Raw genomic sequence first — 14825 nt, forward strand, 5'->3', positions numbered from 1 at the left:
TTCTTTCTAACAAAAAATCCAACTGTGTGGATTGGCTATGTAAAATCAAATGAATGTGCTATATACTTTAGTAAGAAGGAGGAATAGCGTGAATAATCAAAATAGTTTAAATTCATTGCTAGATATATATTTAGAGGACAATACATATTCATATGCAATACTGATAGATGGTGTATGGGGCTGCGGAAAAACTTTCTTTATAAAAAAATACATAAATGAATCTGTTGTTGCAAAGAATAAGAAATGTATTTATATATCGTTATATGGATTAGAGAGTATTAATGATTTAAATAAACAGATAAAACTTCAATATATTTTTGGGGAAGAATATAAGAAAAAATATGAGATAACAAAGATTGGGACCTCTATAGCTTTAGATCTTTTAGAATCAAAAGGAATAGATCGAAAGTATGTTGATCAGGCACTGAACTTGATTAAAAAAAACTCTCTTGAAGGGAATGATCTCGTATTAATTTTAGATGATTTAGAAAGATCTACAATCCCGGTCGTTGAGACCCTGGGATATGTAAATGGATTAGTTGAACATCAAAAATATAAAGTCATAATTTTGGCTAATGAAGAAGAAATTGATTATGAAACAAGTAATCTAGAACTAAAGTATCTTGTTGCGAAAGATTCAAATATAATTATTAAGGAAAAACAAGACGATTCAACCGATAAAATGGAAAAATTATTAAAGGATGTCTTTCTAAGAAATGATGATGAACATAAAAATGTGCCTAAAGAGCTGATTGATGATGAAAAATTAAGACAGCGAGCTAAAGATTTGTTTTCAGAAAAGAGTAAATACTCCTTAATTAAGGAAAAAGTAATAGGAATAACATATACTTTTGACTTAAGGTTGAATAATGTAATTAAAGAAATTCATGATGATGTTCTATCGTCAAAAGGTAATAAGAGTTATTACAGAGAATTGACTAATATTTTCGATTCTTCTACAGAAAAAATTGCCAAAATCATGATTAATAATAAGCACAAAAATTTGCGAACTTATCAATTCTATTTAAGTAAAATAATAGGATTGTTTGAATGCTTAAAAAATAGTAAAGCATCTTCAAATAGAGAAATAGATAAGCTTATTAAAGATATAAATATTCATTTTTTTCAAGAGTGTTTATTTTTTAAGGTAAGTATAAAAAGAAGTAATAAATTAAATCTGTTAGAAGACTATCTGGTTGATTATATCAGAGGGCGTGTTAATGTTGTTGATATCAATTTTGTACAGACAATTTGGAAATACTATGATAGTGTTAATTCTAAAAGTGAAATAGATTCAGCAATAAATGTTATCTACAATTGGTTTAATTGGAATACAGAAGAGATTAGAAAAAATATTAATTATTTAACTACACATATATATGAAATTGATCCATTTATGTATAAAAAAATATTAAGTAGTTTTGTATATTTGCAAGAAAAGAATATAGTTGATGATAGTTTAATAAATGGTTTTCTTAATCGATTAAGATTGTTTATTCATGAACGAAATGAATTAAAAACAGTGATTATAGATTTACAAAATTTGTTCCTTGAGAACAATGTTGAGAAGAATATTCGTGAAAAATATATTAAAATATTAAAATCAGTTGATAACATGGATGAATATATTATCAATCCCTTTGATGATTGTTGTTCGATTGAAAAAGAAGCAGTACGTAATTTAGATGATTTTACTATACAAAATATTAATTATTTAAGTGATAAGATTGTAGATGGATTGTTGTACAAGATTCAAAATTCAAATTACGGTTCAGAATTATGTTGTATTTTTGATTCATTAAATAAAGTGTATCTATCTAGAATAAACGAATGGGAAAGTAATCCGGCGCTACAGGAAAATCTTGAATCTCTAGATCTATTCAATAGGAAAATGAACGAGGTAAAGGATTCGTTGGATCCAGTGATACAAATATGGATAGGAAACATTGAACAACAAATAGCGAAAATAAAGAAATCTCTAGAAATCAAATGATTTATCTTTAATAGTATTAATTTAGAATAATGCATATCTACAAATTCCAATCAAATTAATATTCGTGAGCTAACACAAGGAGTAGTAAATCGAAAGGAGAGTTGTTTAGAATTATGGATGAAATTAAATCTGTTTCAGAATACATAAATTTCTTGGATGGTTTAGAATCATTGTACCCTATGCAACGTTATGTTGTACCATCTACTTTTTTTCGAGGTCAAGCAAATAAAGATTGGAAATTATCTCCAAAATTATATCGTGAAGGAATGTTGGAAAAAGAGGGCATTATGATTCAAGAAATACTTCACAAATACCCGGAAGAATTTAATACCGATAGATTTAATATTTTAGCTAAATTACAGCATTTTGGTTTCCCTACAAGATTACTAGATGTATCCGCCAATCCTTTGGTAGCATTATATTTTGCTTGCTCAGGCAAAGGAGAATTAGATAATGATGGAGTTGTTTATATATTTCCTAATATACCAGCATCATGGTCAGATGATTTGCTTGTTAGTATAGTAATGGATTTTATTTTTGAACATACTCCACAAAACTTATGGCTTGACAAATTTGTTGAGGAGGTTACTAAAAGATATTCTTCTTGTGTTGGAATAACGATACCAGATAACTCAAAATCATTATTACAAATTTTAACAATACCGGAATTTGCGGTAATTCCTAAAAAACAAAACACTAGGCTTTCTGCACAAGATGGAGCGTTTTTCTTGTTTGGAATGAAACAAATTAATTCAAGAATAAGTAATAATATAGGAACGTACGGTAGAAAATACTACGATTTTGGGCCTATTGAGTTTGAAGATAACACAAAATTATGGCACGCAAGTAAAAAGATAATAATTCCATCTAACTCAAAACAAAAAATTTTAAAACAATTAGATTTAATGGGTATAAATGAACAAAGTCTATTTCCGGATATTGAGCATCAATTAAAGTATATATGGGAAAAGTATAAATAAATAATTGATAAGAAATTAAAAGGTGAAACAGCATTTTATATCGAAAATGTGCAAGTAAAAGAATTTGAAGAGTCACATAAAATGAGTTTTGAAACAGAAAATATGCTAAGAGAATTTGATAAAAGTAAAGATGATTAAGTGAGAAAGCATATGTAACATCAATCCTTATGTTTTAGAAGGATTTAGTTATTGGAGCAGGTATTAGCAATGTGATAAGTGAGTGACAAAAACTTCATGACAATTCTTTGATATGGGTAAATAAAATATAAAAAACTTATTGTAATTATTTTTTGCGATTTATTGTAATGTTATATAGTATAATGTAACAAACAAAAATCAAATATTTGGAGGTGTAGAAGAGTGTCTGGAAGTTTATCAAATACTCAAATACTATTGAAAGAATGTGTTAAACAAGAATATCAAGAGTCAATTTCGTATACAAATGAATCATCATATTTCGAGTTTTTTTCAGCTTCACAAGTTTTGAAAAATTATTCCTTAAGTGATGAAGAAATTGAAAATCATGTGATGGGCGATGGAAATGATGGAGGATGCGATGCAGTATTTCTTTTTTTGAATAGTGAATTAGTAACACAGGATCAAGTCACCACCTTGACTTCACCAAGAGGAGCGGTATTGAATTTTGTTATCATTCAATCAAAGAATACTACGAGTTTTAAAGAAGATTCTATTATGAAGTGGAAAACTACTTCTTCTAATTTAATGGATATGTCAAAAAATATTGATGAATTTTCAAGTAGGTATAATGAGAATGTAAGAGAAGCTTTTAAGATGTTTAGAGATGTTGTTACTAAGTTTATCCGTGCACAGATAAAAATTAATATACAATATTACTATGTGACATTAGCAAATGAAGTTCACCCTAATGTAAGAAATCAAGCAGATGAACTATGTTTAGATGTAGAATCTATGTATCCTTCTGCAAATGTTGGAGTTACATTTATAGGTGCAGATAAATTAATGGAATTATATAATACTAATAGTGAAATAAACATTAATTTGAAATTGTCAGATCAACCTATTACATTAGGACGTAATACTGAGTATGTTGCATTAATTAATTTAGCTGAATATTATCAATTTATTACTGATGAAAATAATTTAAGAAAGAGTTTTTTTGAAGCTAATGTTCGAGATTATCAAGGGAAAAATACAGTAAATAAAAGCATTGCTGATACATTGTCGAATGATTTAACAGAAGATTTTTGGTGGTTAAATAATGGAGTTACAATTTTAACTGAAAAAGTGACACCTGTAACTAATAGAGAATTAGTACTGTTAAATCCTGAAATTGTTAATGGACTACAAACATCGACAGAGATATATAATTATTTTACAAACAATCAAGATTTACTAGAAAATGAAAAAAGAAATTTATTAGTAAGAATAATTGTTCCGTCAAGTGAAGAATCTAGAGATAGAATTATTTTTGCTACTAACAATCAAACTAATATACCAAAATCTTCTTTACGAGTTACTGATCCAATACATTTGCAAATAGAGATGTATTTTAAAAATAGAGGATTATATTATGATAGAAGGAAAAATTACTATAAGAATTTAAATATAAAAGCTTCTGATATTATCAGCGTTTCTTTTTTAGCACAATGTATGATAAGTGTTATTTTGCGCAAACCAGATTTCTCACGAGCTAGGCCTTCAACGATTTTATCAGATAATGATACATATAAGTTTTTATATGAAGATAATCAGGATCTAGATGCTTATTTTAAGATTGCTTCATTAGGTAGAAAAATTCAATTGCATCTAAAAAAGAATGCAAATTTAAAGTCTACAGAGGTGAATGATATTTTATTTTATCTAATTTATGCAGTAGTAGCTAAAACACTAAATAAGAAACGTATATGTTTTGCAGATTTTAAAGATTTAAATATTGAAACAATAACCCTTGAATTTATTGATGAATTGGAAATCTGTATATACGAAGAATATAAAAAACTTGGAGGAAATGCGCAAGTAGCTAAAAGCCCTAGTTTTATAGATAATATAGATCGATTATTAAATATAAATTAAATGTTTTTTAGTTAAATAAGCAATCTTCTCGAAATTTTTGTTTTTTTAAGGGGTTAGTGTAGCCATATTTTCATACTTCTTAGAAAATAATAAAGTGTGTTATAAAAGGGAGGAAAAAAGAATTAATAACGCTGCTTTAGCGACTTTAACAAGATTAGTAGCAATTTCAAGGCCGAAGATAAAGAGATTGTGATGTGGTTAATTAAAACCAATATTGAATAAGATTAATGCTTTTTAGTATTCTTATTGTTTAATAAATATGATGATTTCTTTAACTCTAATTGCCTGGATTGTTTTGGCAATGCAACAAGTATGCAACAAAAAGACATGAAAACCTTTATTTTATAAGGTTTCGTAGTTCTCAAAACGTTAATTTTCTTGGATTTCTCAGGAAAACGCAAAGAGACTCAAAACCACTCAAAGCCCTATTTTATGGGGTTTCGGGTGGTTTTTTGTTTCTTCTGAAAAACTCTGGGCAGTGCTGAATTTTAAACGGTAGGCAGCACGTAGCACGCTAGTAGGCAACAATATTAACTCCACAATTAATTTTCAGCACGCACACCTAAAGAAAAGCCTCAAGTATAAAAGTCTTGAGGCTTTTTTCTTAAGTTCTTTTCGATTGATCATCTTTTGCACCACCTATAATTTTCGCCTTTAATCATATTATAAAAAAATTAAGCTTTCACATTTTGAAAGCTTAAAATACCAAATTCAGAATATTTTTCTTATTTCTTTTCGTATTCTTTCTGGGCAGCGGCTTTGAGTTCTTCCTGTGTCATCTTTTTGGTTTCTTTTCCCAGACACAAGGCTTCAAAATTATGATATACATGTTTGGACATAATATTCTTTGTTGGTTTTTCAATCAGTTTTGAAAGAGCTTTGGCAATCAAATGAACACCGGTATTGATTTCAACATCCATTTCCAAACTCACTTCATTGTCTGACAATTCTTTTAACTTGAAATAGATAAAATCATGATCGTGTTTTTTATTGCTGGTGCTTTCGATCTTTACGATTTTGTTCTCTTCATCAAATGTAGCCCAATATGTCGATACAGAACCCACATCGTCATTGATTGCTTCCCATTTTGTCGGAGAAATGATCCGTACTTCTGTCCCTGGTTCAACATCTAATTTGGCAGGATCCTGCAAGGCCTTCCATGCCGTTTCCATTGAAAACGGAAATTCTTTAACTGTACTAAATTTCATAGAATAGGTTTCCTTTCCTCTTTTTTTTACAATAAAAATCAGATCACGAACATGATCTGATCATAAAATTATTCTTTTGCAGAAGTAAACAGCATTACTCCTAATACCACGGCAATGCAGTCCGCAATATTAAAAGCATTCTGAGTGAACTGAAGGTAGATCAAAGAAACTAAACCAACAGCAGCAAAAACAAATCCAATCACTTTTGCGACCGGTTTATTTCCCATAACGGCACAGATACCACCAATCAATGCCAAAAGAGCTACCGCTGCAGATAAAACCGCAACCATCACTTCCTGACTTTCATGTCCTGGTAAAAGTCCCTGCACGCTTCCTGTATATGCCATAATCGCTAAGATAGCATAAACAATGCCAAACAGAATCATTAAGATCCCTGATACTTTCATAGTAGAATTTGATTTCATATATCCTCCCTGCGCAAATGCGCGAGGACATTATACATAATAATAATAATGACAAGCGTTTTTCTTTTATATATTAAGATTTCTTAATGTTTTTGCGTTGTAAATCGCATACATCCGACAAATCTTTAAAAAGGAAGGATCTATACAAGGTGCCAGACCTTTTTTCAATGCCGAAAGAGTTATAGGATTAGAGCTTAATTTTTCTCAATTCCATATCGTTCTCTAAACTGGTCATAACGCTGCTCTTTTAGATCTTCGATGCTTTGTTTTCTTGCCTGATCGAAAAAATGCATTGGGATAAAGGCGACTGCCAAAATGATGGTACCACCAATCGCCATGATAATCAACCAGCGAAGCCCCGATCGAAGCATGAACTTTTCTGTCATGCGGTTGATCTCATTGACATTGAGGACTTGGGCGTATTGTTTTTTACCGCACTTTGGACAGTGAAGCTTTTTGGCATAATAATTATAATGAGGCCGATTAACCAAGGCCCCTTTCTCAACCTTGGTTTTCGTTACGCTTCGGTGTTTTGAAAAATGGGTTTTTGTAAATTCTGAAGCATCGACATCGTAATGTGTGCCACACGTTTCACACTGTACATGCGCAACAAAATCATTTGAAACAATGACATCTCTACTATGCCGGATAAAACAGATCCCGCAAAAGATCACCCATGCCATCAAAACAACACCCATGATAATCAATATAATTACATGCGATTCCAAAAGCATCCCCTTCTTTCCGTTTAGATCTTTTTTGATTTCAAAATCGTCTAAAAGCTTCTTTGATCTTCTCAATACAACGACCCACGTTTTGAGAACTGTACCCGCCTTTAAATAAAGTCTCTTTAAATATGTTTGTCTACTACTGGCTAAAGTATTGATATCAAAAATAATGTGCGATTCTATAGATCCAGACTGTTTTCTTTTAATAGAAAATCATAGATACTCATTGTCACAATGCCATTTTCATCTCTTTTGACATTCACAATATCTTTGACAATGATTATTTTTTTAAAAGAATCTGCAACGTTTATGAGCGAAGTTTTTTCTTGTATCTGTTTTTCAGGTGTCGGCATACTGAGCGCTGATTGGATGTAGTATCTTTGACTTCCTAAATTCGCAACGAAATCGATCTCCAGCGCTTTCCGAATTTGCTTTCCATTTTCACTCATTTCTCTTTTTTCTACGACTCCTACATCAACACTATATCCCCGATATCTTAATTCGTTATAAATGATATTTTCCATAAGATGCGTTTCTTCGACTTGTCTAAAGCCGAGCCTTGCATTTCTAAGACCGATATCTTCAAAATAGTATTTTAAAGGCGTTCCGATATATTTTCTGCCTTTGATATTATACCGTTGTGCTTTAGAGATAATAAAGGCATCTTCCAGGTATTCAATATATTGTCGAATCGTATTTATACTTATCGCTGATCCAATAGAGCTTTTGAAAGTAGCCTGGATCTTAGGAGGATTGGTCAAAGAACCAATAGCTGAAGCTAGTACATTGATTAGATCTTCTAATTCCTGAGTCTTTTCAATATGGTTACGTTCAATAATATCTTTTAAATAAGTCTCATTAAATAAGTTGGTTAGATAATTTACTTTTTGAGTTTCTGTTTTCATAGTCGAAATAAGCGGCAGTCCGCCATAAACAATATAATCCGCAAAGCCACGATACATGTCTCCGTCATATACTTGCATAAATTCTTTGAAAGTGAGTGGGAAAACATGAATCTCGTCACCTCTGCCTCTAAACTCCGTGATCACATCTTTTGACAAGAACTTAGAATTGGAACCCGTTACATAGATATCGACATTAGAGATATGTAATAAAGAATTGAGAACTTCTTCAAAATCATTGAGCATCTGTACTTCATCTAAAAGAATATAGTATTGTTTATCGTCCTCAATAAGAGTTTCGATATAATCAAGAATGACATCCGGATCCCGGTATATCCGATTTTTTCTTTGATCTAATTCGATCTTGATAATATGAGATTCCAAAACACCCTGACTTAAAAGATACTCATAAAACAGTTTAAACAATAAGTATGATTTCCCAGATCTTCTTATACCGGTCACAACTTTGATCATTCCGTTGTTCATGCGATTGATCAAATCTCTTAAGTATTTATCTCTAGCTATATTCACAAGGTTCACCTCGCTGATTATTTTTGTCACATTTGCCGTTTTTAATCAAAAGAACAACTATTTCTTTTATTATGATCTCTGCCAGATGGGAAATCAATATTTATATTGACTTTTTTTGTCACATTTGCCACTTTTAATCAATTCTCTTAATATACGAAAACCTGCAAGAATGAAAACAAGGATTGTGTGTTTTTATATTGCTGTGCAGCAACCGTATTTTCAGGACACAGGATTCTAATTTTTAATACCATTCTACCGGTTTTGTTTCAATAAATTGATAAGTTCTGATTTATCTTTCTTACATACTGCATAAAAATCCATATACGCATCTTCATCAATGATTGGAATATTGATTCGATTCTTAATGGAATTTGCATTCATACTTATATTTGTAACAAAACTGGGAATTGATGAATATTCTGCAATCTCTTTCAATTCGTTAGGATCACTTTGTTTTAAGAAACGCGATTTATTCATATGTTTGTCTAAGATGCTAGTCCAACACCCTATATCTGAAGATAAAAGGAAAGTTTGGCCATCTATATCACTAAAGTGAATGCTTTCTTTAAATCTTGATAAAAAATGCGTTTCAGGGACTGAAACATACAGATGTTCGGTCATTACCTTTCTGCATATCACATTATCAATGCTTATCGGGTTATTAACAAAGACGATATCATAGATATTGTTTAAAAGATTCTTTAAAAGATCTTTTTCATCTTCTGTTGAAACGGAAATCTTTTTATTCAAACTGGTCGGCGCAAACAATGAAGGAAATTTGAACATTGGGCCAGGGGCTGTTAAGCCTATATTTAAACTTTGATTTTTCTCTTTTAAATCTTTTGCTTTAGTTTCTAATTTATTGATCATCATCATGATGTCTTTAGCATAATAAAGAATTTCTTTACCATCATCATTGAGTGTGATCTTATTTCCGGTTCTGTCAAAAATAGTAAGATCAAGTTCAGCTTCAAGTTTTTGCATTGCCTTCGATAAAGACGGTTGCGATAAGTGTAAAATTTCACTAGATTTCAATAGTGAACCTGTCTCTGAAAAAACGATAAGATAGGATAAAAGCTGGGAATCGATCATATTAACACCTCTTTCAGTATTCGATTTTATTATACTATCTTTCTAAATCGATATAAACGTTTTAAACATCGACATATTACAATGCAAGTGGAGGTGATGAAGATGAAGACGCTTGTAGCTTATTTTAGTTGGTCAAACAACACAAAAAAGCTGGTTGATAAGATCAATGAAAAGAAAAAGTATGATGTCATTCGAATCGAAAGAGCGATTCCTTATTCCGATGACTATGACATCTGTGCTTACAAAGAAGCGAAAGAAGAAGTAAACAAAAAGATTCATCCAGCAATCAAGCCGATGGATATTGATTTTGAAAATTATGATCAGATTTTTCTGTTTTTCCCAATTTGGTGGTATACATTTCCAATGCCGATTGCCACATTTATTGAATCCATTAAAGGTTATAAAGGGAAAGTGTATATCTTTGCCAACAGCTATACTAATGATTCCCAATATATGATCAATAGTATGAAAGATCTTAGAAAGATTGATCAAAATATCGAGTTTAAAGAAGGATTATTCAACAAAAGTGAAGAAGAACACATTCAATTTATAGAAAGCGAGGAGATTTAGAATGGAAACAATGAAACTTTATAATGGTGTAGAGATTCCAGCTAACGGATTTGGTGTTTATCAAGTCAGTAAAGAAGACTGTAAAGAAAGTGTCTTAACAGCCTTAAAGACAGGTTATCGTCATATTGATACAGCGCAATCTTATTTCAATGAGAGCGAAGTGGGAGAAGCTTTAAAAGAAAGTGATGTTCCAAGAAAAGAGATCTTCTTAACGACTAAAGTTTGGATCGATAATTATGGAGAGGGTAAGACCTATGATTCGGTCGTAGAGTCTTTAAAAAAATTGCAAACAGATTATTTAGATCTTATTCTTTTGCATCAGCCGGTGGGTGATTATTATGCGGCTTATCGTGATCTTGAAAAGTTATACGAAGAAGGTAAAGTACGGGCAATCGGTGTGTCAAACTTTTATCCAGACCGGTTAGTTGATTTATGTATGTTTGCCAAGATCAAACCAATGGTCAATCAAATCGAAGTAAATGTCTTTAATCAACAGGTCGAAGCCAAGAAATGGGCCGACAAATATGGTGTTGTTCTTGAAGCTTGGGCACCGTTTGCGGAAGGTAGAAACAACATGTTCCACAATGAGGTTTTACAAGCAATCGGAGAAAAACATAATAAGAGTGTAGCTCAAGTGATTCTTAGATGGTTGTATCAAAGAGGCATCGTATCTTTGGCTAAATCTGTGCACCAAGAAAGAATCAAAGAAAACTTTGATATCTATTCGTTTGAACTTGATAATGATGATATGAAGAAAATTGAAACGCTTGATACCAAGACATCTTCTTTCTTCAGCCATCAAGATCCAGGCATTATCGAATGGTTTGGTCAACTGATCCAGGAAAGAAGACAATAAGATGTTAAAGAAATTTATATCATTGCTTACCGCTATTTTGATTACCTTCTCTTTATGTGCCTGCAGCACAGATGAAAGTGTTGAAGAAACCAGCTCGCACAGTAATGAAATAAACGCAATTGTCGTTTATTATTCAGCTACCGGAAACACAGAAAAAGTAGCCCAAACAATTTCAGATCACTTCGATATTCCTATCTATGAATTAGAACCTGTGGACCCTTATAGCGAAGAGGATCTAAATTACAGTGATGAGCAAAGTCGAGTTTCTATTGAATACGAAGAACATATAAATGGGGATTTAGAAGTTGAACTTACAACTACTGATTTTGATGAATTTAGCGATGCCGATTATATCTTTTTAGGAGCTCCTGTTTGGTGGCAAGAACTGAGTTGGGTTGTCGAAGATTTTGTGAAAGAAAATGATTTCTCGGATAAGACGATCATTCCATTTGCGACATCTGCATCATCTGATTTCAATCTCGATAACTTAACTCCGCTTGCGGCTAATGCCGATTGGGGCGAAGCAAGAAGATTTAGTTCAAATGTCGATGAAGATGAGATCGTCGAATGGCTGAACGAACTCAACCTAAGTTGAAAAGAAAACGCAGGAGGTCAGCAATATGAAGTGTAATAACAAGGAAATCTTTGAAAAACAAAACGTATTTGGTATGGGTGAACCAAATACGACATATGCTAAATATTTTATCGGGGAATCATTTTTGAATCCCTTAACCGATCCTCAAAGTGACCTTTTCGCTGCTAACGTTACCTTTGAACCGGGATGTCGCAATAACTGGCATATTCATCATTCGACAAAAGGTGGCGGACAACTTCTTCTTTGCATCGCTGGTGAAGGATGGTATCAGGAAGAAGGAAAATCTGCAGTCGGGTTAAAAGCTGGAAGTGTTGTAATGATTCCGCCAAATGTTAAACATTGGCACGGAGCAAAAAAAGACAGCTGGTTCTCTCATATCGCCATAGAAGTACCGGGTGAAAACTGCGACAACGAGTGGTGTGAACCTGTAACGGAAGAAGAGTATAATAAGCTGTAGGGAGGTATTAGATATGGCTATAAAACAAACGGCAGGAAGAGATTCTTTGGGAGAATTTGCCCCTAAATTTGCTGAGCTTAATGATGATGTGCTTTTTGGGGAAGTGTGGAGTCGAGAGGATAAACTGTCACTTAGAGATCGATCGTTGGTTACCGTAGTTGCTCTCATGGCTCAGGGACTAACAGATGAATCTTTTCGTTATCATTTAATGAGTGCCAAGAAAAACGGCATTACACGTGAAGAAATTGCTGAGATCATTACTCATGCTGCGTTCTATTGCGGCTGGCCTAAGGCCTGGGCGGTGTTCCGTATGGCAAAAGAAGTCTGGAGCGATAAAGAATAAGGAATCTTTAATCATTCGATTTTGAATAAAACAATCTAAGCACGCTAGTAGCACGCAAAACTCTTTAAATAGCCTTTATTTAAGGGACTACACAGTTAACAAAACGTTAATTGTTATGTTGAAAAAAATCAAAAAAGAACATAAAAGGAAAGAAGGGATGTTTTTGGCACCAAATGTAATTATACTGATCATCATGGGTGTTGTTTTGATGGTATGGGTGATCTTTTGCGGGATCTGTTTTATCCGGCATAGCAAAGATGTCATTGTTTCGCAAGATTTTGTTGCACATGTACAGTGTGAAACGTGTGGCACACATTACGATGTCGATGCTTCAGAATTTACAAAAACCCATTTTTCAAAACACCGAAGCGTAACGAAAACCAAGGTTGAGAAAGGGGCCTTGGTTAATCGGCCTCATTATAATTATTATGCCAAAAAGCTTCACTGTCCAAAGTGCGGTAAAAAACAATACGCCCAAGTCCTCAATGTCAATGAGATCAACCGCATGACAGAAAAGTTCATGCTTCGATCGGGGCTTCGCTGGTTGATTATCATGGCGATTGGCGGTGCCATGATTTTGGCAACCGCATCGATCCCATTGCATTTTGTCGATCAGGCAAGAAAACAAAATATCGAAGATCTAAAAGAGCAACGGTATGACCAGTTTAAAGAACGATATGGGGTTTAATTTCTTCAAGATACTTTTAATATTGTTGTCCATATTACAAGGTATTATAAAGAATGATGTTTACAGGATCCATTTTAAAACTTTATTCTTTTTATTATGTATGAGAATTATATGCTTTTTTGCGTTGTTTAGAATTCAAAATTCTCATTTCCTTGCGATATTTTGATATTGTTCTTCTAGAAACAAAGAGTTCCAGATCTTTTAGTTGTTCTACAATTTCTTCATCTAGTAATGGAGCATTAGGATCTTCATTTTCTATTAGATATAATAATGCTTTTTGTATGGAATCTCTTGAGGTTCCTTCTTTTGTTTTGGAAGTAAAAAGGCTTCTAAAAGGATAAACTTGGTTTTGATACAGATAATATTTACTGTTCACAGTTCTTGAAATCGTTGATTCACTCAGACTGGTTGACTTAGCTAATTCTTTAAGGGTGAGAGGTTTTAATTCGTCACTATACAAAAAATATCCTTTTTGTTTATTTATGATTTCATTGGCAACGACTAATAATGTTTTATTTCGCTTATTTAAACTATCAATAGTGAATTTAGCTTGATTTAGATATTGCTTTAATTCTGGATCAATGATCTTTTCTTGTGGCTTGATATATTTAACATCTCCAATTTCTTTTGGTTCGATTATGATATCTCCATCTTCTATCTTGATTTCTACATCAGGTAAGATCCATTGTGTTTTTTGTGTGGTGTACATGTTGCAAGGATAAGGATTACATTTTCTTATTTCTAACAAAATATTTTCTACTTGATCAAAAGAAAGATTCATTTGTTTGCATATGGAAGAAAGATCGTTGTTCAATAGTTCATTTTGGTAGTTTTTTAATAGTTTTAGAGCTGGAGTTTGATTGTTTCTAGATAGTTGGATGTAGAGGCTATCAATACTGTTTTTTGCAGCTACACCACATGGTTCAAATGTTTGGATCAAGTTTAGATTCTGTATAAATTTATCTTTAGGAACATGAAGGTCATTGCAAGCTTGCTCTATAGGAATGTTAAAAAAACCATTTTCATCAAGGGATTCAATAATATAAGAAGTAATAGCTGAATCATATTTTCTATTACATGTATGCAGTTGAAAATATAACTCATCTTTTAAAACAGGAGCTGTAGAAATATTATTCATTAAAAGTTCATGAATGTCTTCATTGGGATTAAATTCGATAAAAGGATTTCTATCTGCCAGCTGGCGAATATGATCTATTATTTTTTCAGAGCTCATATTTAAGATTTCTAAGTGATTCTTCATAGAAGTGCTTAAATGGAGAGTTTGTTTTAAAGTTGGTTGAAGTTTTAAGTTGGTCTTCATGATATATTCCCTTTATTCCGTCTTAAATTGATTATATTTCTATCAAATAGATCTGACAAGTCGCTAAAGGAAATTAATGAT

The 14825-nt window shown here is 32.2% G+C and carries 13 protein-coding genes and 2 pseudogenes; 9 read left to right on the forward strand and 6 right to left on the reverse strand.

Going from position 1 to position 14825, the window contains the following annotated elements:
- The first annotated feature begins 88 nt into the window (after positions 1 to 88).
- From PND65_RS00520 to PND65_RS00530, 3 genes are all read left to right on the forward strand, one after another.
- Positions 89 to 1993, forward strand: a complete 1905-nt coding sequence (locus tag PND65_RS00520; RefSeq protein WP_271990049.1) for a P-loop NTPase fold protein — start codon at positions 89 to 91, stop codon at positions 1991 to 1993.
- Positions 1994 to 2106: 113 nt separating this feature from the next.
- A complete protein-coding gene (locus tag PND65_RS00525) occupies positions 2107 to 2973 on the forward strand; it encodes an FRG domain-containing protein (protein ID WP_271990047.1) in 867 nt (288 codons plus the stop codon).
- 360 nt (positions 2974 to 3333) lie between these two features.
- A complete protein-coding gene (locus PND65_RS00530; protein ID WP_271990045.1) occupies positions 3334 to 5028 on the forward strand; it encodes an AIPR family protein in 1695 nt (564 codons plus the stop codon).
- Positions 5029 to 5753: 725 nt separating this feature from the next.
- Here PND65_RS00530 and PND65_RS00535 read toward each other — a convergent pair.
- The 5 genes from PND65_RS00535 to PND65_RS00555 all read right to left on the reverse strand — a co-directional run bounded on the left by PND65_RS00535 (position 5754) and on the right by PND65_RS00555 (position 9914).
- Positions 5754 to 6236 carry an SRPBCC family protein gene (locus tag PND65_RS00535; RefSeq protein ID WP_087159196.1) on the reverse strand — a complete coding sequence of 161 codons (483 nt, stop codon included), beginning with the start codon at positions 6234 to 6236 and terminating at the stop codon, positions 5754 to 5756.
- Positions 6237 to 6304: 68 nt separating this feature from the next.
- Positions 6305 to 6661: a hypothetical protein gene (locus PND65_RS00540; RefSeq protein ID WP_271990044.1), complete on the reverse strand. Its 357-nt coding sequence runs from the start codon at positions 6659 to 6661 to the stop codon at positions 6305 to 6307.
- Positions 6662 to 6855: 194 nt separating this feature from the next.
- Entirely contained in the window at positions 6856 to 7461 is a 606-nt protein-coding gene (locus PND65_RS00545) for a hypothetical protein (RefSeq protein WP_271990042.1), read from the reverse strand.
- A gap of 107 nt (positions 7462 to 7568) precedes the next feature.
- On the reverse strand, positions 7569 to 8822 hold the full coding sequence (locus tag PND65_RS00550) for an ATP-binding protein (RefSeq protein ID WP_035403768.1): 1254 nt from the start codon (positions 8820 to 8822) through the stop codon (positions 7569 to 7571).
- Between the two features lie 252 nt (positions 8823 to 9074).
- Positions 9075 to 9914: a LysR family transcriptional regulator gene (locus tag PND65_RS00555; protein ID WP_271990040.1), complete on the reverse strand. Its 840-nt coding sequence runs from the start codon at positions 9912 to 9914 to the stop codon at positions 9075 to 9077.
- 102 nt (positions 9915 to 10016) lie between these two features.
- Here PND65_RS00555 and PND65_RS00560 point away from each other — a divergent pair, with 102 nt between their 5' ends.
- The 6 genes and pseudogenes from PND65_RS00560 to PND65_RS00585 all read left to right on the forward strand — a co-directional run bounded on the left by PND65_RS00560 (position 10017) and on the right by PND65_RS00585 (position 13423).
- Positions 10017 to 10484, forward strand: a complete 468-nt coding sequence (locus tag PND65_RS00560) for a flavodoxin (RefSeq protein ID WP_271990038.1) — start codon at positions 10017 to 10019, stop codon at positions 10482 to 10484.
- Between the two features lies 1 nt (position 10485).
- A complete protein-coding gene (locus tag PND65_RS00565; protein ID WP_035403754.1) occupies positions 10486 to 11340 on the forward strand; it encodes an aldo/keto reductase in 855 nt (284 codons plus the stop codon).
- A gap of 1 nt (position 11341) precedes the next feature.
- Positions 11342 to 11935 carry a flavodoxin gene (locus tag PND65_RS00570; RefSeq protein ID WP_271990035.1) on the forward strand — a complete coding sequence of 198 codons (594 nt, stop codon included), beginning with the start codon at positions 11342 to 11344 and terminating at the stop codon, positions 11933 to 11935.
- Between the two features lie 55 nt (positions 11936 to 11990).
- Positions 11991 to 12392 (forward strand): annotated as a pseudogene (locus PND65_RS00575) (cupin domain-containing protein); the annotation flags it as partial.
- Positions 12393 to 12405: 13 nt separating this feature from the next.
- A pseudogene (locus PND65_RS00580) lies at positions 12406 to 12732 on the forward strand (carboxymuconolactone decarboxylase family protein); the annotation flags it as partial.
- A gap of 160 nt (positions 12733 to 12892) precedes the next feature.
- Positions 12893 to 13423, forward strand: a complete 531-nt coding sequence (locus PND65_RS00585) for a hypothetical protein (protein ID WP_270459783.1) — start codon at positions 12893 to 12895, stop codon at positions 13421 to 13423.
- Between the two features lie 94 nt (positions 13424 to 13517).
- Here the strand turns inward: PND65_RS00585 and rpoN are convergent, their stop codons facing one another.
- Positions 13518 to 14744 carry an RNA polymerase factor sigma-54 gene (rpoN, locus tag PND65_RS00590; RefSeq protein ID WP_271990032.1) on the reverse strand — a complete coding sequence of 409 codons (1227 nt, stop codon included), beginning with the start codon at positions 14742 to 14744 and terminating at the stop codon, positions 13518 to 13520.
- Between the last annotated feature and the right edge of the window lie 81 nt (positions 14745 to 14825).

Source organism: Faecalitalea cylindroides (assembly GCF_028321995.1).
Classification (GTDB): domain Bacteria; phylum Bacillota_I; class Bacilli_A; order Erysipelotrichales; family Erysipelotrichaceae; genus Faecalitalea; species Faecalitalea cylindroides.